We start from the raw sequence: 20,088 nt of genomic DNA, 5'->3' as shown, positions 1-20,088 counted from the left end.
GCGGCACAACCCAAGGAGCATGATCCAATGACTACCGAGTACCGTAAGGATCCGACCGCGATCTCGCAGCTCACTCCGCAGCAGTACGCCGTGACGCAGAAGAGCGCGACAGAGCCGGCCTTCCGCAATGAGTTCTGGGACAACCACGACGACGGCATCTACGTCGACATCGTCTCGGGCGAGCCGCTGTTCGCGTCCACCGACAAGTACGACAGCAACTCCGGGTGGCCGAGCTTCACGCGGCCGATCAACCCCGCGAACGTCGTGCGGCACGACGACAAGACCTTCGGGATGGTGCGCACCGAGGTCCGTTCCGCCAACGGCGACAGCCACCTCGGCCACCTGTTCGACGACGGCCCCGTCGAGGACGGCGGCCTGCGCTACTGCATCAATTCCGCGGCCCTTCGGTTCATCCCCCTGGACGAGCTGGAGAGCCAGGGCTACGGTGACTACCGCAGCCTGTTCGACACGAAGGAGGCCTGACCATGGCCACGACTGAGACCGCGATCCTCGCCGGCGGATGTTTCTGGGGGGCGCAGCAGCTGCTGCGCCGTCGCCCCGGGGTCATCTCCACACGCGTCGGCTACTCCGGTGGCGACACCCCCAACGCCACGTACCGCAACCACGGCGACCATGCCGAGGCCGTCGAGATCGTCTTCGACCCCTCGCTGATCTCCTACCGCGATCTGCTGGAGTTCTTCTTCCAGATCCACGACCCGTCGACGAAGGACCGCCAGGGCAACGACATCGGGCGCAGCTACCGCTCGGCGATCTTCTACACGAACGACGAGCAGAAGCGCGTCGCGCTCGACACCATCGCGGATGTCGACGCCTCGGGTCTCTGGCCCGGCACGGTCGTCACCGAGGTGGAGCCCGCCGGCGACTTCTGGGAGGCCGAGGAGGAGCACCAGGACTACCTCGAGAAGTACCCGGCCGGGTACACCTGCCACTACGTGCGCCCGGGCTGGAAGCTCCCGCACCGCGAGGGGCAGCTCGCCAACTAGCGCGCTGCCCCGACCACGAACGGCCCGTCACCTCCACGGTGATGGGCCGTTCGTGTACGACGCCGTCACCCCGACATCGTGTTCGGCCGACTGATGGGCGGGATCACGACCGGAGGACGGTCTGTCGCGAGCTCCAGCCGGCGGCGTGAAGCCTGTCGAAGGCGTCGAGGAGGAGATCGAGTGTGAACTCGAACTCGGACTGCTCGTCGCAGCCCGATCCGGGGGCACCGGAGGCGTCGGTGTTGCCGAGGGCGATCGCGAGGATGTGCGGGTAGGTCTCGCTCACGTGACGGAGCATCGCCTCCTGCTCCGCGGGGTCATCCGGCACGGCGAGTGCGTCGGGATCGTCGAACGCCTCGGGGCTGAAGCCCCAGATGCGGTGGCCGAGGGCGTGCATGGCGTGGTGGGTGAGGTCGACCGAGAGCCCGCCCGCCATGAACATGCCCGCCAGGGAATCCATGTAGGCGAGCACCGTCGGGGTCCTGGTGGTGCTCGCCTCGATCACGCGACGCGCCCAGGGGTGCTGGAGCAGGGCGCGCCTGGCTGAGAGGATGCGGGCGCGCACCCCCTGCTTCCAGTCGACGCCGGGTCGCGGGGTGTCGTACGAGGCGATCACGATGTCGATCATGCCGCCGAGCAGATCCTCCTTGTCACGCACGTGCTTGTAGAGGGCCATCGGTGAAACCTCGAGCCTCGCGGCGAGGTTGCGCATGCTCACCGCGTCGATGCCCTCGACATCGGCCAGGGCGACGCCCGCCGCGCACGCACGCCCGCGTGTCAGAGCCGGGCGTGCCGACGTCGCGTTCTCGGCCATCGCCACCTCCCCGTGCCGCGCTTGACAGGTTTACATCGTACACCTAGGCTGCTCCTTGGCGGGTATACACAGTATACCTATCGTCTCGACCGGAAGGATTCCCGTGCCGCACCCACAGCGCGCCGCCCGCATCGCCGGGGGCCTCTATCTGCTCACCGTGGTCACCTCGATTCCCGCACTCGCTCTGAAAGCGCCGGTTCTGAGCGACCCCGCATCGGCCGCCGGAGGGTCGGCCGCGCTCACCTGGGCGGCGCTGCTCGAGGTGGTCCTCGCCGCTGCCTGCGTCGGCACGGCCGTTGTGCTCTACCCCGTCGTCCGCAGGCAGGGTGAGACCGCGGCTCTGGGCTTCGTGGTCGCGCGAACGCTGGAGTCCGGGCTCGTCCTCAGCGGCGTGATCGCCATGCTCGCCCTCGCGCGCGTCACCGGCGCGGCAGCGCCCGGGCTCGTCGCGATCCACGACGGCGCCTTCCTGATCGGCCCGGGCCTGATTCCCGCTGCGAATGCCCTGTGCCTGGGCTACCTCCTCTACCGCTCGAGGCTGGTGCCGAGGGTCATCCCTCTCGTGGGGCTCGTCGGCGCCCCTCTGCTGATCGCCTCGGCCATCGCCTCGCTCTTCGGCGTCACCGGTCAGGTGTCGGCCGTGGCCGGTGTCGCCGCCCTGCCGATCGCTCTGTGGGAGATCTCGCTGGGCCTCTGGCTGGTCGTCAAAGGCTTTCGCGCCGAGCCGCTGGCAACGCTCATGGCCGGGAGGGTCGCCGCCTGACCCGAGCGCGCAGGGGCTCAGCCAACTCGAAGTCAACTTAGTTGACTTCATCGCACGAAGGGCGCAGACTCGACGCGTAATCAATCGTCGGGGGCTCCGATGCCCCTTCGGGAAGGACCCTCATGGCACAGAACGACAAGCCGCTCACCGGCACGACCTCGATCGGCGTCTGGCTCGATCACCCCGTCGGAGGCCCGCTCCTGGGTGAACTGCTCGCGGCAGGCGGGCAGGATGCCTCGTCGCTCCAGCCCGTGCGCGATCTCGCTCTCGAGCGACTCGTCGCGATGAGCCAGGGTGCCATGCCCCAGCAGGTGATCGACGACCTCGTCGCGACGGCGAACGGCGGGGTGATCCCGGACGACGACGGAGAGGACGCCGCCGGCTGGGTGGAGCGCATCGTGCCCGATCGCTTCGCGGGCCAGACCGTCATCGTCACGGGCGCGGGCTCCGGCATCGGCCGGGCCACGGCATCCCGCATCGCGCGCGAGGGCGGCACCGTCGTCGCCGTCGACATCGCGGCCCCGCGTCTCGAGGAGCTCACGGCCGAGTTCCCCGAGGGCACCGTGATCGCCGTGACCGGAGACATCACCCGGCCCGACGACGTCGAGCGCATCGTCGCCGCTGCGGGCGGCCGGGTCGACGGCCTCGCCAACGTCGCCGGCATCATGGACGACATGACGCCCCTGCACGAGGTGTCCGACGCGGTCTGGGAGCGCGTCTTCGCCGTGAACGTCGACGGCATGTTCCGTCTCACGCGCGCCGTGCTGCCGCTCATGCTCGAGCGCGGTCGCGGCTCCGTCGTCAACGTCGCCTCCGAGGCGGCTCTGCGCGGCTCGGCCGCCGGTCTCGCCTACACGGCCTCGAAGCACGCCGTCGTGGGCATCACCAAGAGCTCGGCGTTCATGTACGCGCGGCGCGGCATCCGCGTCAACGCCGTGGCGCCGGGACCGGTGATGACCAATATCCAGGCGAGCTTCGCCTCCGAGCTCGGCCAGGAGCGCCTCGGCCCGATGATGCAGACGATCCCGCCCGTCGCCGAGTCTGCTCAGCTCGCGGCATCCATCACCTTCCTGCTGAGCGACGACGGCACCAATCTCAACGGCGTCGTGCTGCCCTCGGATGGCGGCTGGTCGGTTCAGTAAGACCGGTCACGCCTCCGAGGGCGTGATCAGCTCCTGGAGCAGACGGCCGTAGCGCCGCACGAGCTCCCGGTGGTCGGCGGCGGCGAGCTGGTCGTCGCCGACCACCCACAGGCTGTAGAGCATGCCGCCCACGAGTGCGGCGGCCAGCCGGGCGCGCAGTTCGGCGTCGTCGCCCGAGAGGCGCTGCCGCAGAGGGCCCACGAAGAACTCCTCGTGCGCCTCCCGGAGGCGGGAGGCGACATCCTCGCTGTCGCTCGCCCTGATGAGGGCGAGGAAGACGTCGCGAACGGCCGTGCCCGCACGCAGCTGGTAGTCGATGAAGGCCTCGCCGAGTGTGTCGATGGGCGCGGTGAGCAGCACGTCGTGGTCGAGGTCGAGCTGCATGGTCTCGAGGAAGAGCTGCTGCTTCGACGTGAAGTGACGGATGATCATGGCCGGGTCGACGCCGGCGTCGCGGGCGATGTCGCGCAGGGGGGTCCCCGCATAGCCGCGTTCCGCGAACAGCCGCTGCGCATTCGACCGGATGGCTTCGCGGCTGCCCGGCTTGTTCTCAGGGGAGCTCATATCCGCAGCCTAATCCGATCCGCCGCGTGCCTCGCATCCGCGGGCTCATCGCCCAGGATGCGTCAGCCGAGGCAACGTGCAGGTGCACGGTGCCGACGACTTCGGCTGTTCTTTTCGAGCAGCCCTACTGCCGCACCGCGAATGTCATGGAACGCTGTGGAGCGCTGGCCGTTTGCAACCGTTCTTCGGGGATCTACTCGCGATGCTTGAGATTCAGCTCGCGAAACTCGGCCGAAGGTCAGCGGGCGAAGGCGCGCAGCGAGCGCTCGAGCTCGGGGGTGCGCTGGCCGACGAGGTACCAGGCCGCGGTTCCGAGCAGCGGGGCGAGAACCACGACGGCCGCCCAGATCAGGCGCGCGGCCGAGCTGATGGTCGTCGTGCGCAGCACGTCGACGAGCGCGAAGACGATGAAGCCCACGAGGGCGGCGCCAGCCACTGCCGCTACCGTGATCCAGATCACCGTGCCGATGACGTTCGCGTCCATGATGCGCCCCCTGAGCTCGTCCGGATCTTCACGCTACGCCTGTCCGCCCGAACGCGCCAGCGCCCGGGCGGCGGGCGGGCGGCGGCTATTCGGTTCGCGGCTCCTCGGGAACCGCCTCGAGCACGAGCCCTCCGGTCGTGTGGGTGGCGATGATCATCCGGTCCATCCACTCCTTGTTGAGCGTGGCGGGCCGGCTGCCGTCGAAGCGGAAATGCAGATTGGCACCGCCGTGGATCCAGATCGAGCTGCGGCCCGAGCCCTGCTCCAGCGAGTAGCTCCACGACAGCAGGAAGCCCTCGTCGCGCCGCATCTTCTGCACCATCACGAGCTTGAGGTGCGAGAGCAGACGATCGTCGAAAGCAAACTGTTCACCGTTGTAGACGAGAACTCCCATGACACGACCTCCTCAGATTAAGAACATCCGTCCGCTACCTGAATCCTAGTCGGGGAGCGGACGGGCGGAGCACGGCCGTTCGGTGAGGAGCTGCCCGATCAGGGGGGATTTTCAGGCGGCGGATGACCCGGCGCTCCTGTGACGGATCGCTCGACATTCGCGGCTCGTGGCGCTAGCGTCGGCCGCAGGACGGCGATCGCGGGGCATCGGCTCACAGCGACGCGGAGGGTCGTGGACGAGGCAACGGAATGGATCTGCATCTCGAGGGCAAGGTCGCGGTCGTCACGGGCGCGAGCAAGGGCATCGGGCTCGCCGTCACGAAGGCGCTCGTCGAGGAGGGCGCCCGGGTCGTCGCCGGCGCGCGCGGCATCGGCGGCGAGCTGGCGGAACTCGCGAAGACCGACGCGGTGCTCGCGGTGAGCGTCGACCTCTCGACGCCCGAGGGCCCCGCCGAGCTCGTGAGCAGGGCCGCGCATTTCGGCGGCTTCGACATCCTGGTCAACAACGTGGGAGCCGTGACGCCGCGCACCGAGGGCTTCCTCTCCATCAGCGACGAGGAGTGGCTGAGCACGATCAACCTGAGCCTCATGGCGGCCGTGCGCACGACCCGCGCCGCCATCCCCGAGCTGCTCGCGCGCGGCGGCGGCAACGTCGTCACGATCGGGTCGGTCAACGCCTTCCTGCCCGACCCGGGTGTGCTCGACTACTCGGCCGTCAAAGCCGCCGTCTGGAACCTCTCCAAGTCGTTGTCGAAGGAGTACGGCGCCCAGAACCTGCGCTTCAACACGATCAGCCCCGGCCCCGTGGCCACCCCGCTGTGGCTGGGCGAGACGGGCGTCGCGGCGACGGTGGCGAAGGCGACGGGCGTCGACTTCGAGACCGCCAAGAAGAACATCATCGCGAGCCAGGGCGGCTTCTCGACGGGCCGCTTCACCGAGGCCTCGGAGGTCGCCGACCTCGTGCTCCTGCTCGCGAGCGACCGCGCCGGCAACGTGACGGGGTCGGACTTCCTCATCGACGGCGGACTCATCAAGACGCTGTAGCCCTCATGAGGCTGCAGCTCGCACGCGCGTCGCGCTCGGCGCCCGAGCGCCTCGACCCGTGCGTCCACGGAGATCGCGACGTCGCGCGCGCTGTCAACCCCCTGACGCCCCGGCGAAGCGAGACCTAGCGTAGGTGGGATGGACGACACGACGAACGAGAACGCCCGAACCGACGAGAACGACGACGCCGCGGCATCCGAGGCGACGGCGGACGGCTCGACGCAGGAGCCGTCGCAGCAGGCCCACCACGACCCCGAGACCGAGGAGGACACGGCGTCGGGAGGGCCCGCCTGACAACACGCGGACGAAAGGACGCAAGGATCATGAACGCGCACACTCTCGACGGACGCGTCGAGATCGAGCATCGCGACGAGACGTTCAGCCTCGTGCGCACCTCCACCCGGGCCTGGGCGATCACGGATGCCACGGGCACGCGGATCGGCCACCTCACGATCGTCTCGCCCGAGGGCGAGGAGCACGAGCCGGTCTACGGCATCCATCGCGACGGCGACCTCTCCGACCATCCGCAGGGCTCCGACTGGGAGGGGCTCGTGCGGGCGCTCGTCAACGAGGTGCTCGACGAGCGGGGAGCCCCGTAGGGGCCGTGGCCCCTGCGCTCCGGATCGGCTGTCAACCCCTCGAATATCCAGGCGCGCCGGCATAGCGTCGAAGGCGTCCGCACGATCCATCCGAGGAACGAAAGGCAGTCCGACCATGGGTACCGTCAGAAGCGAGATCGATGTCAACGCCCCCATCAGCACCGTCTACAACCAGTGGACGCAGTTCGAGAGCTTCCCGCGTTTTATGGGAGGGGTCGATGAGGTCGTCCAGCACGGGGACCACGACACCCACTGGACGGTGAAGATCGCGGGAGTCGAACGCGAGTTCGACGCGACGATCACCGAGCAGACGCCGGATGAGCGCATCGCCTGGAAGAGCACCGACGGCGAGACGCACGCCGGCGTCGTGACCTTCCATCGCCTCGACGACGAGAGCACGCGCATTCGCCTCGAGATCGAGTGGAAGCCGCAGGGCTTCGTCGAGAAGGCGGGCGAGGTGCTCCAGATCGACGACATCCAGATCGACCGCGACCTCGAGGACTTCAAGCACCTCATCGAGTCGAACGGCTCGGAGTCGGGAGCATGGCGGGGCGAGATCCCGCGCGAACCCGACGCGACGGGCCGCTGAGCCGGCCCGTCGCGAACGCGCGCCCGGGCCTCTGCGCTCAGGAGCCCGGGCGGGTCATGCACGCGACGCCGGGGCGTGTCACCGACGCGCGCGCTGTCCGTGGGCGTTGTCTCAGTGGTCGCGCAGCGCCGAGACGAGCTCGCTCTTCCTCTTCGAGGAGTAGCCGGTCAGGCCGAGTTCTTTCGCGCGCTTCTTGAGATCGGCGACCGACCAGTCGTCGTAGGAGCCCGACTCGCCGCCCTTCCTGCCGATCGCGCCGCGCCCCTTCTTCGCCGCAGCGTTGGAGATGCGCGCCGCCTTCTCCTTCGACGCGCCGTCGTCGCGCAGCTCCTCGTAGAGCTTCGGATCCTTCAGCCGGGAGTTCTTGGCACCGGGCATGGTGTTCTCCTTTCGTCGTGACTTCGTGACTGTCGTGCCGCGGACGCCCTAGAAGCCCCTGCCGCCCGTGACCGGGAGCACCGCCCCCGATACGTACGAGGCCTCGGATGACGCGAGGAACACGTAGGCGGGCGCGAGCTCGGCGGGCTGGCCGGCCCGGCCGAGCGGGGTGTCCTGTCCGAAGCTCGGCAGCTTGTCGGGCCAGGAGGTCGCGGGGATGAGCGGAGTCCAGATCGGCCCCGGGGCGACGGCGTTGACGCGGATGCCGCGCTCCCCGACATCCGCGGCCAGAGCCTTCGTGAAGGCCACCAGCGCGGCCTTCGTCATCGCGTAGTCGATGAGCGCCGGTGACGGGTTCGTGGCCTGGATCGAGGAGGTCGTGATGATCGACGATCCGGGCGCCAGCTGGGGGAGCGCGGCGCGCGTGATCCAGAGGGTCGAGTACAGGTTGGTGCGGAAGACGCGGTCGAACTCCTCCGTGGCGAGGTTCTCGACCCCGTCGCGGTTCTCCTGGTACGCGGCGTTGAGCACGAGGACGTCGAGGCCGCCGAACGCCTCGACCGTGCGCGAGACGAGCTGCGCGCAGTAGTCCTCGTCGCGGGCGTCGCCGGGCAGCAGCAGGGAGCTGCGGCCGGCCTGCTCGATCCACTCGGCGGTCTCCTCGGCGTCCTCCTGCTCCTCGGGCAGGTAGGAGATCGCGACATCCGCCCCCTCGCGCGCGAAGGCGATCGCGACCGCACGGCCGATGCCGGAGTCGCCGCCCGTGATGAGGGCGTGGCGGTCGTGCAGCCTGCCCGAGCCGCGATAGCTGTGCTCGCCGTGGTCGGGCTCCGGATGCATGTGCGAAGTGTGGCCCGGCTGATCCTGTTCCTGTCGGGGGAAGCCCTCCGTGCGGTATCTCGTGGTGGGGTCCTCGACGCTTCCGTCGCTCATGAGGCCTACTGTAGGAGCGCCTGCGAACGGCGTCGAGGGGGTGGACATCCGCCTCGTGTGGAGCTAGGCCGGGAGGGGTGCTGGTGCCATAATCGAGTCAGGGGTGTCCCATGAACAATTCGCAGACGGCGACCATGCTTCTCGTCGGCATCGTGCCCGGTCATTTCGAGGCCGTGGTGAGCCAGGCCCGCACTTTCGCGGAGCTCTGGGGAGCCGGCATCCTGTTCGCCAATGTCGACGCCGCGAGGTACTCGTTCGTCGACAGCATGGACGGCTCGCTCGTGGGCATGCCGCTCGACCCCGAGGTCTTCGACCCGGCCGAGCTGCGCTTCGACTCCGAGATGCGGCGGCGCATCGGCGAGATCATGCTCGGCTCGCCCTCGAGCTGGGATGTGCGCGAGGTCGCGGGCGACCCGGCGACCGAGCTCGGCAAGCTGGCCGAGGAGCTCGACGCCGTGGCCATCGTCGTGGGTACCCGTGAGCCCGGTTTCGTGGCGACCATGCAGGAGTTCTTCACCGGCTCGGTGGCCGTGCGCCTCGCGCATCATCAGCGTCGCCCGGTCATCGTCATCCCGCTCGCACCGGTCGGCAGCGACCAGCCGTGGCCGTGGGACGAGGGCGCGTGAGGCCGGTCCACCTCCGGTGGTCGTCGATCGGTCTCGTCGCGCTCGGCGGCGCGTTCGGCACCGCCGCCCGTGAGGCGCTCTCGCTGAGCATCCCCGCGATCGGAGGCGTTCCGGTCGCGATCTTCGGCATCAACATCGTCGGGGCGTTCCTGCTCGGGGTGCTGCTCGAGGCGCTCGTGCGGCGGGGGCCCGACGAGGGTCGGCGCCGCGGCATCCGCCTGCTGCTCGGAACGGGCGTGCTCGGCGGCTTCACGACCTACAGCGCGCTCGCGACCGACACGGCCGTGCTCCTCCACGACGGCCAGCCGTTCGCCGCGATCGGCTACTCGCTCGCCACGATCGTGATCGGGGCGCTCGCAACCGCGCTCGGAATCGTCGTCGGCTCCGCGATCCAGCGGATGCCGCGGCAGCACGGCTCGCAGAGCGCGAGCGATTCGTGACCCCTCTGCTCTTCCTGGCCATCGCGGTGGCCGGGGGGATCGGCTCGGTCGCCCGGCTTCTCGTCGACGGCGTCGTGCGGTCGAGGCTCTCCGGGGGCTTCCCCCTCGGCACCATGGTCATCAACCTGAGCGGCTCGCTGCTGCTGGGGTTCCTCACGGGTCTCGCCCTCGGTGGGCTCGTGGCCGAGGAGTGGCGTCTGGTGCTCGGCGGCGGTTTCCTGGGCGGCTACACGACGTTCAGCACGGCGAGCCTCGAGACGGTGCGGCTCGTCCAGCAGCGCCGCTACCGCGAGGCGACGGTCAACGGCCTCGGCATGCTCCTCGGGGCGGTGCTGCTGGCGGCGGGCGGGCTGTGGGCCGGGCTCGCGCTGGCCGCCGCGGCGTGAGCGGACTCGTGCGCCGTGGCACTGGTGGGCGCGGCGGCATCCGCGCGACAATGTAACGATGACGAGCGATTCAGCATCGACCGGCGGCGCAGAGCTGCGACTGAGCAACGCGGAGCGCGACGAGGCGGTCGCGCGGTTGAGCGAGCAACTCGGTGCGGGCCGCATCACGACGGATGAATACACCCAGCGTTCGGCCGCGGCGCGTCAGGCCGTCACACGAGGCGATCTCGAGCCGCTCTTCGCCGATCTGCCCGTCCCGCCCCTCGCGCCCGCGGCGTCGGCGACCCCGGCGCCCGCACCCCCGCCTCCGTACGCGGGAGCGGCCGTGCCTCCCTACGGCGCCCCGGCATCCGACGACGGATACGGCGACCGGCGCGGCGGCCGTGCCCCCTGGGGCGGCCGCGGCGGCGTGGTGGTCGTGTCGATCATCCCCTTCGTCGCCCTCGCGCTCTTCCTGCTCACCGGGTATGCGGGAGGGTGGGCCTGGAGCTGGTTGTGGTTCCTGCTCGTGCCCGTGGCGGGTATCGTCGTATACGGCTTCGGAAGCGATCGTGACCGCGGCCGCGATCGCTAGACACGCCCACCGCCTAGAAGGAGACCCGCCCATGTCGGCAGCCGGAACCGGAACCACACGATGAACGTGGTCGGCGCCATCCTCTGTATCGCCCTCTTCATCGCCGGCATGGTCCTCATGGGCTACGCGTTCAGCGCCGTCGGCTACGAGATCGTCGTGTTCGGCGGCGGGCTGCTCGCCTTCGTCTTGAGCGTCGCCATCCCGATCCACCTCTTCGGCAAATTCGACGGGGCGTGACGGGCGTGGCGGATGCCGCCACCGCCGGCACCTCGCCTGACACCGTTCCTCTGCTCGGGCTGCTGCTCGACGTCGATGGACCCATCGCGAGTCCCGTCACCCGCTCGATCAACATCCCGAGCATCACGGGCGACCTCGTGACGCTGGCCGCTGCCGGCATCCCCGTCGTCTTCAACACGGGCCGCTCCGACGAGTTTCTCATCCGCGAGGTCGTCGCGCCGCTCGTCGCAGCCGGGCTGCCCACGGGCGCGCGGGTCTTCGCCGTGTGCGAGAAGGGCGCGGTCTGGTTCGCCATCACGCCCGAGGGCGCGGGCGAGATCCGTCTCGACGAGGGCCTCGCGGTGCCCGCCGACTACGGACGTGCGATCGAGGGGCTCGTCGGCGAGCGGTACTCGCAGTACGTGTTCTACGACCACACGAAGCGCGCGATGGTCTCCGTCGAGCAGAGGAAGGACGTCGCGGCCCCGGTCTATCACGCGATGCGCGACTCCTTCGACGCCGACGCGTTCGCCGAGCTGCAGCGCTTCGGCCTCGGCGCGCGGTGGAACGAGACGGAGGCGCCCGACGCGAACGGGCGCATCGACATCCGCATCGACCCGACCATCATCTCGACCGACATCGAGTCGGTGCGGCTCGGCAAAGACCTGGGCGCACAGCGCGCGATCGAGATGCTCGAGCCCGGCGGGCCGCTGCCGAGGTCGTGGCGCACGGTGGGCGACTCCCGCAGCGACTACGCGATGGCCGACTGGCTGCACGAGCACGGCCACGACGTCGCCCACGTCGACGTGCGCCCCGCCGATGGCGTGCCGTCGAAGCCGTACCCCGTGCTCACGGCGGGCGAGCTCATCCACGATGACGCCGGCGCCGCCTTCCTGCGACGCTGGGTGGCGATGGTGGCCGGCGAGGCCCGCGACGACGAGGGCGTCGGCTCGAACTAGATCGCGGCTGCGGGCTGCGGGCTGCGGGCTGCGGGCTGCTGCGCGGGTGCGGGTCGAGGCGTCGCGGAGGGGTGGCGTCGCGAAATCGCCGGGTCTAGGCTGCCGGGCATGGAGCATCCCGCACTCGTCGAGCCGGGCGACCCGCTCGTGCAGCGGGTGCGCGAGCTGTGCCTGCGCTTTCCCGAGAGCGTCGAGGTGCGGGCCTGGGGCCGGCCGACCTTCCGCGCCGGCAAGAGGATCTTCGCCACCGTGGGGTCGAGCATGGATCGCCCGCACTCCATCGTCTTCAAGCCCGACTCCGAGGAGCGTCTCGCCTTTCTCGAAGACCCCCGCTTCTTCGTGCCGCCGTATTTCGGGCCCTCCGGATGGCTCGCCATCGACTTCGGGGAGGGCTGCGACTGGCAGCAGCTCGCCGAGCTGCTCGACACCTCCTACCGGCAGGTCGCGCTCAAACGTCAGCTCGTGGTGCTCGACGCCCGCGGCTGGTCGCCGGCCGACGCCCGGTAGCGCTCGATGAGCTCGGCGCCGATCTGCGCGAGCTGGGCGCGCAGCTCAGGGGGCTCGACCACGTCGAGGTGCTCGCCCCAGCCCGCGATCTGCCGGCTGATCATCGTCGGGGTGGGCGCCGCGAGCCGCACCTGCACCCCTTCGTCGTCGACGACGACGATCGAGGCGGCCCTCGCACGGCTGCTCGAGAGCGGTGCCAGCGAGCACGAGAAGCTCACTCCCCGCTCGGAAGGGTTCGTCACGGCATCCGTCGTCGATCCTTTCGGTAATGTTCTCGGCATCATGTACAACCCTCACTACCTCGAGATCCTGGCGCGATGATCGAGCTCGACAGCCTGCGCTTCGACTCGGCCGAGGAGTTCCGGGCCTGGCTGGCGCAGAACTGCGACTCCTCGCCGGGCATCTGGCTCATCATCGCGAAGAAGGGTGCGGCGGCGCCGACGGTCACCTACGCCGAGGCGGTCGACATCGCGCTGCGGCACGGGTGGATCGACGGGCAGGCCCAGCGTCTCGACGACGAGAGCTACAAGCAGCGCTTCACTCCCCGCCGCCCGCAGAGTCCGTGGTCGCTCAAGAACCGCCGAGCGGCCGAGGCCATGATCGAGGAGGGCGGGATGTCGCCGCGAGGCCTCGCCGAGGTCGAGCGAGCCCGCGCCGACGGCCGTTGGGATCGCGCCTACGAGGGCCAGAAGGATGCCACGCCCCACCCGGACTTCCTCGCCGCGCTCGAGGCGAACCCCGCCGCCGCGCAGTTCTACGCCACCCTCAACGGCCAGAACCGTTTCGCCGTCTACTTCCGCATCCACTCGGTCAAACGCGCCGAGACCCGCGCCAAGAAGATCGACACGATCGTCGCCATGCTCGCCCGCGGCGAGAAGTTCTACGACTGACCGCGGCAGCGCCGGCGCGGATTGGCGCATTCGGGGCGGCTGGGTTAGGCTTTACCCTGGTCTTCGAGCGGGTTACGCTCGGATCACTGCGCCTGTAGCTCAACGGATAGAGTATCTGACTACGGATCAGACGGTTGGGGGTTCGAATCCCTCCAGGCGCACCCCTGTGTGAAGCGGCTCGCGAAAGCGGGCCGTTTTCGTTTCACCCCTCGGGTCGTCTTCACCTCCGGCCCCGGAAGATCCGCCTGGCTTCGGCCTGCATCCACTAGCGTGTGGGAAAGTCTTCCCGGTCCGCTCGCCGGGATCGCGGGGCTGGCGAACTGGGCGGTCATCCTGCTCGGCATCGTCATCGCCCTGCGCGGGCGGATCGATCGCGACGAGGCCTTCGGCATCCTTCAGCCCGCGAGCCCGCTCTCATAGGGCGGGGCGCTCGGCCGGTCCACGGGGATCCAGCCCGATGAGAAGCGGGCGTCGTTGCTCCACTCCGTCAACGCGCACGAGGAGTGAGGGATGCCGCGACATCCGTGATGGACCGGCGGGTGTCTCGTTCGATAGAGTCTCGCCAAACCTTCTACTGAAACGGGGACTCGTGGATTCGTGTGTGCTGGCGGCGACCGGGTTCGACTCGGGTCCGCTCATCCTGGCCCTCTCCCTGTTCGCGATCGGCGCCGGCGCAGCCCTGCTGCTGGTGCGCCGCGGTCGCCGGCGCTCGGCGATGGTCGCCGCCGCGCCGCTCCTCGTGGCCGCGCTCCTCCTCTCCGGCACGTCCGCGCCCGCGCCCGCGTTCGCAGCGCCCGCCGTCTGCCCCACCGCGACTCCCTCAGCGAGCCCCTCGCCCACATCCTCGCCCACGACCACCCCGGCCGACTTCCGGCCGGGCGCCGCGGGTATCGGCGACCCCTACTTCCCGCTCGACGGCAACGGCGGATACGACGTCGAGCACTACGCCCTCGACCTCTCCTACGACCCCGAGAGCGACGTGCTCGCGGGAACGGCGACCATCACCGCGGTCGCCACCCAGGACCTCTCGGCGTTCAACCTCGACTTCGACACCCGGGCGGTCGACGGCACCGACTCGATCGTCATCGGCGAGGTCACCGTCGACGACGCGGCGGCCGAGTGGAGCCTCGAGAGCACGCAGATCAGCGTCGAGACCGGGCAGCCCCAAGCTCCGGGCAGCACGGATGGCGATGCCACGCCCCCGCGTACCGAGCTGACGGTCGTTCCCGAGCAGGGCATCCGCACCGGCTCGACCATCACGACCGTCGTCGCCTACTCGGGCGTGCCGATCACGATCGACGACGCCTTCGGGCCGGCCGGCGTGTTCCGCACCCCCACCGGCGCAGTCATCGTGGGGCAGCCCCGGGTCGCCGCGACGTGGTTCCCGGCCAACGACCACCCGGCCGACAAGGCCACCTTCAGCACGAGGATGACGGTGCCCGCGGGGCTGCAGGTCATCGGCAACGGCCGCCTCGCCGCCCAGACGGAGAACGGCGCCACGACCACCTGGGACTGGGAGATGGAAGCCCCGATGGCGACCTATCTGGCCACGGCGACCGTCGGCGAATATCAGATCACCGAGCACGACGAGGGCGGCATCGCGTACTACAACGCCATCGACCCGACGCTCTTCACCCGGGAGGCCGACGGCGGAGGAGCCTTCGTCGGCGACGTCGCCACGTCGATCTTCGACGACGAGCCCGAGGTCATCGACTTCCTCTCGGGCTACTTCGGCCCCTACCCGTTCGGGCAGGCCGGCGGGATCGCCATCGGCTTCACGGGCCCGGATGAAGACCTGCAGTACGCCCTCGAGAACCAGACCCGCCCGATCTACCCGGCCTGGGCCTTCCCGGCCGACGCCGACGCCTCGGTGGTCGTGCACGAGCTCGCCCACCAGTGGTACGGCGACAGCGTCGCGCTGGGCCGCTGGGCCGACATCTGGCTGAACGAGGGCTTTGCGACCTACGCCGAGTGGCTGTGGGCCGAGAGCCAGGGCGGCCTGACGCCCCAAGAGACCTTCGACTACTACTACGCGAACGCCGACGACGCGTTCTGGTCGACGGTCGTCGCCGACCCGGGCGCCGCGGGCATCTTCGACGGTCCGGTCTACACCCGCGGGGCCATGGCGCTCCAGGCTCTGCGCACGGCCGTCGGCGACGAGGCCTTCTTCGCGATCCTGAAGGGCTGGGCGAGCGACAACGCGGGCGGATCGGTGACGACCGCCCAGTTCATCGACTATGCCGAGCAGGTCTCGGGCCAGGATCTCACGGCGCTCTTCGACGCCTGGATCTTCACGCCCTCGAAGCCCGCCGTCTAGGGCGAACAGCGGATGCCGCGGGCGATTCCCCGCTCCGAGCTGCGATGTTAGGGTGGCGAGCGTGAGTGTACGCGTGGAGAAGGTCGACCTGCCGGGCATCGGAACCCGCCATGACGTCATCACCAAGACCGGCCGGCGTATCGGGATCGTCTCCCACCGCACCGGGGAACGCCAGCTCGCCCTCTTCGACGAAGACGACCCGGACGCCAGCAGCGATGTCATCGAGCTCACCGACGACGAGGCGACGGCCCTCGCCGACGTGCTCGGGGCATCCCTCGTGATGGGGCAGCTGGCCGGCATCCGCGACCAGGCCGCCGGCCTCTTCACCGAGCAGCTGCTGATCTCGGCGGGCTCGCCCTACGCGGGCGGTGTGCTCGGCGACACGAAGGCCAGAACGCGCACGAGCACCTCGATCGTCGCGATCGTGCGAGGGCCCGACGTCATCCCTTCGCCCACACCCAGCACGCCGCTCGAGGCGGGCGACACGATCATCGCCGTCGGCACGCGCCCCGGGCTCGACGCGCTCGCCCGGCTCCTCACCAACGGCTGATCCTCCGACCGTGCGCGATTCGACGCTCCTCCTCATCGAAGTCGGGGCGTTGCTGCTGGGCCTGGGGCTCCTGGCGCGGCTGGCGAACCGCATCGGCATCTCGCCCATCCCCTTCTATCTGATCGTCGGCCTCGTGCTCGGGCAGGGCGGGTTCCTGCCGCTCGACGCGAGCGAGGAGTTCTTCGCCGTCGGCAGCGAGATCGGCGTGATCCTGCTGCTCGTGATGCTGGGGCTCGAGTACTCGCCGAGCGAGCTCGTGACGAGCCTGCGGCAGTCCCGCGTCTCCGGCCTGCTCGACCTCGTGCTCAACGCGCTGCCCGGTGCCGCCTTCGCGCTGCTGCTCGGCTGGGGCCCGATCGCGGCGGTCGCCCTCGGCGGCATCACCTGGGTCTCGTCGTCGGGTGTCATCGCGAAGGTGCTGAGCGACCTGCGCCGTCTCGGCAACCGTGAGACACCGACCATCCTCTCGATCCTGGTCATCGAAGATCTCGCGATGGCCTTCTACCTGCCCGTGCTGTCGGCGCTCGTGATCGGCGCAGGAGTTCTGGCGGGAGCGACGGCGCTCGTCGTGGCCGTGGTCGTGGTTCTCGTCATCCTGTACGGGGCTCTGCGTCACGGCCGGGTGATCTCGAAGCTCTTCGACGCGCACCATCCCGAGTCGCTGCTGCTGGGGGTGCTCGGGCTCACGATGCTGATCGCGGGAATCGCGCAGCAGGTGAACGTCTCGGCCGCCGTCGGCGCCTTCCTCGTGGGCATCGCGCTCTCGGGCCGGGTCGCCTACAACGCCGAGCAGCTGCTCTCGCCGGTGCGCGACCTCTTCGCCGCGGTCTTCTTCGTGTTCTTCGGCCTGTCGACCGATCCGGCGGGCATCGTGCCCGTGCTCGTGCCGGCCATCCTGCTGGCGCTCGTCACGATGGCGACGAAGACCCTCACCGGCTACCGGGCGGCGGCGCGTGCCGGGATCGGCGTTCCCGGCCGGTGGCGCGCCGGGTTCGCGCTCATCCCGCGCGGCGAGTTCTCGATCGTGATCGCGGGGCTCGCGGTCGGCGCGGGCATCGAGCCGCAGCTCGCCCCGCTCGCCACGAGCTATGTGCTCATCACGATCATCTGCGGGCCGCTGCTGGCCAGGATGACGGATGCCGGCTGGTTCCGCCGTGCGATCGGCCGGCGCCGCTCGTCCGTCGACCCCACCCCGATCGCCTGACGGCGGGCCGCTCGCAGCCCACCCCGAACCCCGGCGCAACCCACATGCAGGACCTGGGGCGGTCAGCCCCCGGAACCGTTGGTCGTAATCGAGGGTGACCGGGGAGGTTCCGTGGGAAGGGCGGATCCGGGTGGGGAAGGCGGAGCGGAGCAGAGGGGAGGGGGAGGGGGAGAGGAGGAGCGGAGAGACGGGGCAGCCCTCAGGGCACGATGCTGTCGACGTAGCCGCCGTCGACCCGCACGGCCGCTCCCGTCGTCGCAGAGGCGAACGGCGAGGCGAGGTAGACGACGAGGTTGGCGATCTCCTCGGGCTCGATCAGCCGGCCGAGCAGCGACTGCGGGCGGTGCAGGCGCATGAACTCGCGCTGAGCCTGCTCCCAGGGCAACGAGGAATCCACGAGCTCGTAGACGAAGTCCTCGACGCCGCCCGTGTGGGTGGGCCCCGCGATGACCGAGTTGACCGTGACGCCGGTGCCGGCTGCGGCCTTCGCGAAGCCCCGTGAGACGCCGAGCAGGGCGGTCTTCGATACCCCGTAGTGGATCATCTCCTGCGGGATGGCGATCGCCGAGTCGCTCGCGATGTTCTGCACCCGGCCCCAGCCGCGCTCGATCATGCCCGGGAGGTAGGCGCGGATGAGTCGCACGGCGCTCAGCACGTTGACGTCGAGGTAGCGCTGCCACTCGTCGAGGCCGATCTCGAGCGCCGGCCGCGAGCCGAAGATGCCGAGGTTGTTGACGAGGATGTCGACGGTGGGCGCGCTCTCGAGCACGGCCGCGACGCCGGCGTCACCCGAGACGTCGCCGGGGGCGGCGAGCAGTCGCGCCTCGGGGAGCTGCTGTGAGAGCGAGCGGATGGCGGCATCCACCCCTTCGGCCGTGCGGCCGTTGATCGCGACCGTCGCCCCCGCCTGGGCGAGGCCTGACGCGATCGCGAGGCCGATGCCCTGGGTCGAGCCGGAGACGAGGGCTGTCTTTCCGCTGAGATCGATGTGCATGCCTCTACCCTAGGTCGGGGCGATAGCGTGGGTGCAGGGTTCGCGACGAAAGGAGTCCCTGTGCTGTGGTTCGGGTCTTACACCTCCGAGATGGGCGGTGAGGGCTCCGGCTTGGGCACGCTCCGGCTCGACGAGCGGGGTGCGGTGCAGGATGTCGCGGGTGTGACGCCGGCGGCGTCTCCCTCCTTCCTCGCCTTCCACCCGAGCCTGCCGGTGGTCTACGCGGTCTCCGAGAGCGATGGCGCGCTGCTGGCCTTCCGCGCCGATCCCGCGGGCCCGGTGCCGCTGGGCGAGCCGCGTGCGGCCGGTGCCGCCGCCTGTCACGTCGCCGTGAGCGGCGCGGGCGAGGCCGCGATCGTGTGCTGCTGGGGCGACGGAACGGTCAACGTCTACGAGCTCGACGACGAGGGCGCCCTCGCCTCCGACTCCCGCCGGGCCGCCGCATCGAGCGACCCGCATGCCGCGCTCGCCGGGGAGCCGCGGCAGTCCCGCGCCCACGAGGCCGTCTTCCTGCCGAGCGGCCTGGTGGCGACCACCGACCTGGGCCACGACGTCGTGCGGTTCTGGCGGCTGGGCGCACAGAGCCTCGAGCTCGATCACGAGGTCGTGCTGCCGTTCGGCTGCGGCCCTCGCCACATGGCTATCTCGGCCGAGGGGATCCTCTATGTCGTGACCGAGTTCTCGATCGAGGTCGTCGTGCTGGCCCCGGATGACGCGACCGCACGGTATACGATCGCTGGCTCGTCGCCCGTGCTGCCCCGCCCGATCGACCCCGACCAGTCCGGCGCCGAGATCAGCCTCGCCGGCGGGCTGCTCTACGTGACGGTCCGCGGCGCCAACCGGGTCGCGGTGCTGAGCGTCTCCGGCGACGGACGGGTCGTCGCGCCCCTCGACGACGTCGACTGCGCGGGCGACTGGCCCCGGCACCATCTCGTGCACGGCGATGTTCTCTACGTCGCCAATCAGCGGTCGGGCGACGTCGCGACCTTCGAGCTCGACGAGCGCGGCATCCCGGGGTTCGTGCGCTCGGCGCCGATCGGCTCTCCGACGGTGCTCGCCTGGCGCGAGGGCTGAGGCCGGGGTGGCCGAGCTGCGTTGCCCGTGCCTGAGCGGTCTCGTCTACGACGAGTGCTGCGGCCCGCTGCACGAAGGGCTCCTGACCGGCGCGGCGACGGCGCCGACCGCCGAACGGCTGATGCGCGCACGGTATTCGGCGTTCGCTCTCGGGCGGCCGGAGTATCTGCTGGGCACCTGGCATCCGAGCACCCGGCCGAAGGCCCTCGAGCTCGAGGCGGGGCGGCAGTGGCGGCGACTCGACATCCTCGGAACCGAGCACGGCGGCCCGTTCGACACCGAGGGCGTCGTCGAGTTCCGTGCGTTCTACCGGATCGGCGGCGACAGAGGCGAGCTGCACGAGCGGAGTCGTTTTGTGCGGGAGGCCGGGCGGTGGCTCTATCTCGACGGCGAACTGCTCGGCTGAGGTCGCTCAGCCGGCTGACTTTTCACCCCGGGATTAACCCTGCTCTTTTGATGCTTGCGGAGGTATACTCCCAAAGCTGAGTCATTATCACCCGGCCTTACCGCCAACCCGAGGGTACTTATGACGCCATCAGGCGCTGTTTTGTGTTGCCCTCGAGATGCCGGTCCATGGCCGTGAGAACTCTCGGGGGCGGCGTTCGGGTCGCCCGTCGAGATCGACGGATCGCGTGCGGTCTGTC

General features: G+C 70.0%; 30 protein-coding genes and 1 tRNA gene. 23 read left to right on the top strand and 8 right to left on the bottom strand.

What is annotated here, in order from left to right:
* Positions 1-27: 27 nt before the first annotated feature.
* Positions 28-483, top strand: a complete 456-nt coding sequence (gene msrB / locus CLV54_RS00550; protein ID WP_100343018.1) for a peptide-methionine (R)-S-oxide reductase MsrB — start codon at positions 28-30, stop codon at positions 481-483.
* Positions 484-485: 2 nt separating this feature from the next.
* A complete protein-coding gene (gene msrA / locus CLV54_RS00545) occupies positions 486-1,004 on the top strand; it encodes a peptide-methionine (S)-S-oxide reductase MsrA (RefSeq protein WP_100343017.1) in 519 nt (172 codons plus the stop codon).
* Between the two features lie 103 nt (positions 1,005-1,107).
* Here the strand turns inward: msrA and CLV54_RS00540 are convergent, their stop codons facing one another.
* On the bottom strand, positions 1,108-1,818 hold the full coding sequence (locus tag CLV54_RS00540) for a TetR/AcrR family transcriptional regulator (RefSeq protein ID WP_100343016.1): 711 nt from the start codon (positions 1,816-1,818) through the stop codon (positions 1,108-1,110).
* Positions 1,819-1,921: 103 nt separating this feature from the next.
* Here CLV54_RS00540 and CLV54_RS00535 point away from each other — a divergent pair, with 103 nt between their 5' ends.
* A complete protein-coding gene (locus CLV54_RS00535; RefSeq protein ID WP_100343015.1) occupies positions 1,922-2,581 on the top strand; it encodes a DUF4386 domain-containing protein in 660 nt (219 codons plus the stop codon).
* Positions 2,582-2,703: 122 nt separating this feature from the next.
* On the top strand, positions 2,704-3,723 hold the full coding sequence (locus CLV54_RS00530) for an SDR family NAD(P)-dependent oxidoreductase (RefSeq protein ID WP_100343014.1): 1,020 nt from the start codon (positions 2,704-2,706) through the stop codon (positions 3,721-3,723).
* Positions 3,724-3,729: 6 nt separating this feature from the next.
* Here the strand turns inward: CLV54_RS00530 and CLV54_RS00525 are convergent, their stop codons facing one another.
* From CLV54_RS00525 to CLV54_RS00515, 3 genes are all read right to left on the bottom strand, one after another.
* Positions 3,730-4,287: a TetR/AcrR family transcriptional regulator gene (locus CLV54_RS00525; protein WP_170061929.1), complete on the bottom strand. Its 558-nt coding sequence runs from the start codon at positions 4,285-4,287 to the stop codon at positions 3,730-3,732.
* A gap of 238 nt (positions 4,288-4,525) precedes the next feature.
* The gene (locus tag CLV54_RS00520; RefSeq protein WP_100343013.1) at positions 4,526-4,771 is read right to left on the bottom strand and encodes a PLDc N-terminal domain-containing protein; all 246 of its coding nucleotides are present in this window, start codon (positions 4,769-4,771) and stop codon (positions 4,526-4,528) included.
* Between the two features lie 85 nt (positions 4,772-4,856).
* Positions 4,857-5,165: a DUF7882 family protein gene (locus tag CLV54_RS00515; RefSeq protein ID WP_100343012.1), complete on the bottom strand. Its 309-nt coding sequence runs from the start codon at positions 5,163-5,165 to the stop codon at positions 4,857-4,859.
* Between the two features lie 248 nt (positions 5,166-5,413).
* On the opposite strand from CLV54_RS00515, the gene CLV54_RS00510 reads away from it, so the two are divergent.
* The 4 genes from CLV54_RS00510 to CLV54_RS00500 all read left to right on the top strand — a co-directional run bounded on the left by CLV54_RS00510 (position 5,414) and on the right by CLV54_RS00500 (position 7,396).
* Complete coding sequence (locus CLV54_RS00510) at positions 5,414-6,208, top strand: oxidoreductase (protein ID WP_100343011.1); 795 nt, start codon at positions 5,414-5,416, stop codon at positions 6,206-6,208.
* Between the two features lie 138 nt (positions 6,209-6,346).
* Complete coding sequence (locus tag CLV54_RS17320) at positions 6,347-6,502, top strand: hypothetical protein (RefSeq protein WP_157802742.1); 156 nt, start codon at positions 6,347-6,349, stop codon at positions 6,500-6,502.
* A 29-nt stretch (positions 6,503-6,531) separates the two neighbouring features.
* Positions 6,532-6,807: a hypothetical protein gene (locus CLV54_RS00505; protein ID WP_100343010.1), complete on the top strand. Its 276-nt coding sequence runs from the start codon at positions 6,532-6,534 to the stop codon at positions 6,805-6,807.
* Positions 6,808-6,922: 115 nt separating this feature from the next.
* On the top strand, positions 6,923-7,396 hold the full coding sequence (locus CLV54_RS00500; RefSeq protein ID WP_100343009.1) for an SRPBCC family protein: 474 nt from the start codon (positions 6,923-6,925) through the stop codon (positions 7,394-7,396).
* A 111-nt stretch (positions 7,397-7,507) separates the two neighbouring features.
* On the opposite strand, the gene CLV54_RS00495 is transcribed toward CLV54_RS00500, so the two are convergent.
* Together CLV54_RS00495 and CLV54_RS00490 are read right to left on the bottom strand one after the other, a co-directional pair.
* On the bottom strand, positions 7,508-7,774 hold the full coding sequence (locus CLV54_RS00495) for a DUF7218 family protein (RefSeq protein WP_100343008.1): 267 nt from the start codon (positions 7,772-7,774) through the stop codon (positions 7,508-7,510).
* Positions 7,775-7,822: 48 nt separating this feature from the next.
* Positions 7,823-8,707, bottom strand: coding sequence for an SDR family oxidoreductase (locus tag CLV54_RS00490; protein ID WP_100343007.1), 885 nt, complete (start codon positions 8,705-8,707; stop codon positions 7,823-7,825).
* A gap of 110 nt (positions 8,708-8,817) precedes the next feature.
* On the opposite strand from CLV54_RS00490, the gene CLV54_RS00485 reads away from it, so the two are divergent.
* The 7 genes from CLV54_RS00485 to CLV54_RS00460 all read left to right on the top strand — a co-directional run bounded on the left by CLV54_RS00485 (position 8,818) and on the right by CLV54_RS00460 (position 12,415).
* Positions 8,818-9,333, top strand: a complete 516-nt coding sequence (locus CLV54_RS00485; protein WP_100343006.1) for a universal stress protein — start codon at positions 8,818-8,820, stop codon at positions 9,331-9,333.
* On the top strand, positions 9,330-9,773 hold the full coding sequence (locus CLV54_RS00480; RefSeq protein ID WP_100343005.1) for a fluoride efflux transporter FluC: 444 nt from the start codon (positions 9,330-9,332) through the stop codon (positions 9,771-9,773). The genes CLV54_RS00485 and CLV54_RS00480 overlap by 4 nt, the downstream gene beginning before the upstream one ends.
* A complete protein-coding gene (crcB, locus tag CLV54_RS00475; RefSeq protein WP_100343004.1) occupies positions 9,770-10,159 on the top strand; it encodes a fluoride efflux transporter CrcB in 390 nt (129 codons plus the stop codon). Before CLV54_RS00480 ends, crcB begins: the two co-directional genes overlap by 4 nt.
* 58 nt (positions 10,160-10,217) lie before the next feature.
* On the top strand, positions 10,218-10,733 hold the full coding sequence (locus tag CLV54_RS00470; protein WP_100343003.1) for a DUF1707 SHOCT-like domain-containing protein: 516 nt from the start codon (positions 10,218-10,220) through the stop codon (positions 10,731-10,733).
* Positions 10,734-10,793: 60 nt separating this feature from the next.
* The gene (locus CLV54_RS17315; protein ID WP_157802741.1) at positions 10,794-10,970 is read left to right on the top strand and encodes a hypothetical protein; all 177 of its coding nucleotides are present in this window, start codon (positions 10,794-10,796) and stop codon (positions 10,968-10,970) included.
* A complete protein-coding gene (locus tag CLV54_RS00465; protein ID WP_100343002.1) occupies positions 10,967-11,908 on the top strand; it encodes a Cof-type HAD-IIB family hydrolase in 942 nt (313 codons plus the stop codon). The genes CLV54_RS17315 and CLV54_RS00465 overlap by 4 nt, the downstream gene beginning before the upstream one ends.
* A gap of 108 nt (positions 11,909-12,016) precedes the next feature.
* On the top strand, positions 12,017-12,415 hold the full coding sequence (locus tag CLV54_RS00460; protein ID WP_100343001.1) for an MmcQ/YjbR family DNA-binding protein: 399 nt from the start codon (positions 12,017-12,019) through the stop codon (positions 12,413-12,415).
* Here the strand turns inward: CLV54_RS00460 and CLV54_RS00455 are convergent.
* Positions 12,364-12,696 carry a WCX domain-containing protein gene (locus CLV54_RS00455; RefSeq protein WP_211294398.1) on the bottom strand — a complete coding sequence of 111 codons (333 nt, stop codon included), beginning with the start codon at positions 12,694-12,696 and terminating at the stop codon, positions 12,364-12,366. The genes CLV54_RS00460 and CLV54_RS00455 overlap by 52 nt on opposite strands.
* 36 nt (positions 12,697-12,732) lie before the next feature.
* Between CLV54_RS00455 and CLV54_RS00450 the strand changes: the two genes are divergently transcribed.
* The 6 genes from CLV54_RS00450 to CLV54_RS00430 all read left to right on the top strand — a co-directional run bounded on the left by CLV54_RS00450 (position 12,733) and on the right by CLV54_RS00430 (position 17,376).
* Entirely contained in the window at positions 12,733-13,305 is a 573-nt protein-coding gene (locus tag CLV54_RS00450; RefSeq protein ID WP_100343000.1) for a YdeI/OmpD-associated family protein, read from the top strand.
* An 88-nt stretch (positions 13,306-13,393) separates the two neighbouring features.
* Positions 13,394-13,466, top strand: a tRNA-Arg gene (locus CLV54_RS00445).
* A 109-nt stretch (positions 13,467-13,575) separates the two neighbouring features.
* Positions 13,576-13,725 (top strand): hypothetical protein, encoded by a 150-nt coding sequence (locus CLV54_RS17310; RefSeq protein WP_157802740.1) that lies wholly within the window; start codon positions 13,576-13,578, stop codon positions 13,723-13,725.
* Between the two features lie 181 nt (positions 13,726-13,906).
* Entirely contained in the window at positions 13,907-15,622 is a 1,716-nt protein-coding gene (locus CLV54_RS00440) for a M1 family metallopeptidase (RefSeq protein ID WP_211294397.1), read from the top strand.
* A 61-nt stretch (positions 15,623-15,683) separates the two neighbouring features.
* The gene (locus CLV54_RS00435) at positions 15,684-16,172 is read left to right on the top strand and encodes a cation:proton antiporter regulatory subunit (RefSeq protein WP_100343595.1); all 489 of its coding nucleotides are present in this window, start codon (positions 15,684-15,686) and stop codon (positions 16,170-16,172) included.
* 10 nt (positions 16,173-16,182) lie between these two features.
* Positions 16,183-17,376, top strand: a complete 1,194-nt coding sequence (locus tag CLV54_RS00430; RefSeq protein WP_100342999.1) for a cation:proton antiporter — start codon at positions 16,183-16,185, stop codon at positions 17,374-17,376.
* A 199-nt stretch (positions 17,377-17,575) separates the two neighbouring features.
* Here CLV54_RS00430 and CLV54_RS00425 read toward each other — a convergent pair whose 3' ends face one another.
* On the bottom strand, positions 17,576-18,370 hold the full coding sequence (locus CLV54_RS00425) for an SDR family NAD(P)-dependent oxidoreductase (RefSeq protein WP_100342998.1): 795 nt from the start codon (positions 18,368-18,370) through the stop codon (positions 17,576-17,578).
* A gap of 60 nt (positions 18,371-18,430) precedes the next feature.
* Between CLV54_RS00425 and CLV54_RS00420 the strand changes: the two genes are divergently transcribed.
* Positions 18,431-19,444: a lactonase family protein gene (locus CLV54_RS00420; protein WP_245861189.1), complete on the top strand. Its 1,014-nt coding sequence runs from the start codon at positions 18,431-18,433 to the stop codon at positions 19,442-19,444.
* A gap of 7 nt (positions 19,445-19,451) precedes the next feature.
* A complete protein-coding gene (locus tag CLV54_RS00415; protein ID WP_100342997.1) occupies positions 19,452-19,850 on the top strand; it encodes a YchJ family protein in 399 nt (132 codons plus the stop codon).
* Positions 19,851-20,088 lie beyond the last annotated feature (238 nt).

It is taken from the genome of Compostimonas suwonensis (assembly GCF_002797855.1).
Lineage (GTDB): Bacteria > Actinomycetota > Actinomycetes > Actinomycetales > Microbacteriaceae > Compostimonas > Compostimonas suwonensis.
This window is presented reverse-complemented; position numbering and strand designations above follow the sequence as displayed.

Coding starts and splice junctions, on each gene's coding strand:
- msrB (WP_100343018.1), top strand. CDS start 28: ATGACTACCGAGTACCGTAAGGATCCGACCGCGATCTCGCAGCTCACT.
- msrA (WP_100343017.1), top strand. CDS start 486: ATGGCCACGACTGAGACCGCGATCCTCGCCGGCGGATGTTTCTGGGGG.
- CLV54_RS00540 (WP_100343016.1), bottom strand. CDS start 1,818: ATGGCCGAGAACGCGACGTCGGCACGCCCGGCTCTGACACGCGGGCGT.
- CLV54_RS00530 (WP_100343014.1), top strand. CDS start 2,704: ATGGCACAGAACGACAAGCCGCTCACCGGCACGACCTCGATCGGCGTC.
- CLV54_RS00525 (WP_170061929.1), bottom strand. CDS start 4,287: ATGAGCTCCCCTGAGAACAAGCCGGGCAGCCGCGAAGCCATCCGGTCG.
- CLV54_RS00520 (WP_100343013.1), bottom strand. CDS start 4,771: ATGGACGCGAACGTCATCGGCACGGTGATCTGGATCACGGTAGCGGCA.
- CLV54_RS00515 (WP_100343012.1), bottom strand. CDS start 5,165: ATGGGAGTTCTCGTCTACAACGGTGAACAGTTTGCTTTCGACGATCGT.
- CLV54_RS00510 (WP_100343011.1), top strand. CDS start 5,414: ATGGATCTGCATCTCGAGGGCAAGGTCGCGGTCGTCACGGGCGCGAGC.
- CLV54_RS17320 (WP_157802742.1), top strand. CDS start 6,347: ATGGACGACACGACGAACGAGAACGCCCGAACCGACGAGAACGACGAC.
- CLV54_RS00505 (WP_100343010.1), top strand. CDS start 6,532: ATGAACGCGCACACTCTCGACGGACGCGTCGAGATCGAGCATCGCGAC.
- CLV54_RS00500 (WP_100343009.1), top strand. CDS start 6,923: ATGGGTACCGTCAGAAGCGAGATCGATGTCAACGCCCCCATCAGCACC.
- CLV54_RS00495 (WP_100343008.1), bottom strand. CDS start 7,774: ATGCCCGGTGCCAAGAACTCCCGGCTGAAGGATCCGAAGCTCTACGAG.
- CLV54_RS00490 (WP_100343007.1), bottom strand. CDS start 8,707: ATGAGCGACGGAAGCGTCGAGGACCCCACCACGAGATACCGCACGGAG.
- CLV54_RS00485 (WP_100343006.1), top strand. CDS start 8,818: ATGAACAATTCGCAGACGGCGACCATGCTTCTCGTCGGCATCGTGCCC.
- CLV54_RS00470 (WP_100343003.1), top strand. CDS start 10,218: ATGACGAGCGATTCAGCATCGACCGGCGGCGCAGAGCTGCGACTGAGC.
- CLV54_RS17315 (WP_157802741.1), top strand. CDS start 10,794: ATGAACGTGGTCGGCGCCATCCTCTGTATCGCCCTCTTCATCGCCGGC.
- CLV54_RS00460 (WP_100343001.1), top strand. CDS start 12,017: ATGGAGCATCCCGCACTCGTCGAGCCGGGCGACCCGCTCGTGCAGCGG.
- CLV54_RS00455 (WP_211294398.1), bottom strand. CDS start 12,696: ATGCCGAGAACATTACCGAAAGGATCGACGACGGATGCCGTGACGAAC.
- CLV54_RS00450 (WP_100343000.1), top strand. CDS start 12,733: ATGATCGAGCTCGACAGCCTGCGCTTCGACTCGGCCGAGGAGTTCCGG.
- CLV54_RS00425 (WP_100342998.1), bottom strand. CDS start 18,370: ATGCACATCGATCTCAGCGGAAAGACAGCCCTCGTCTCCGGCTCGACC.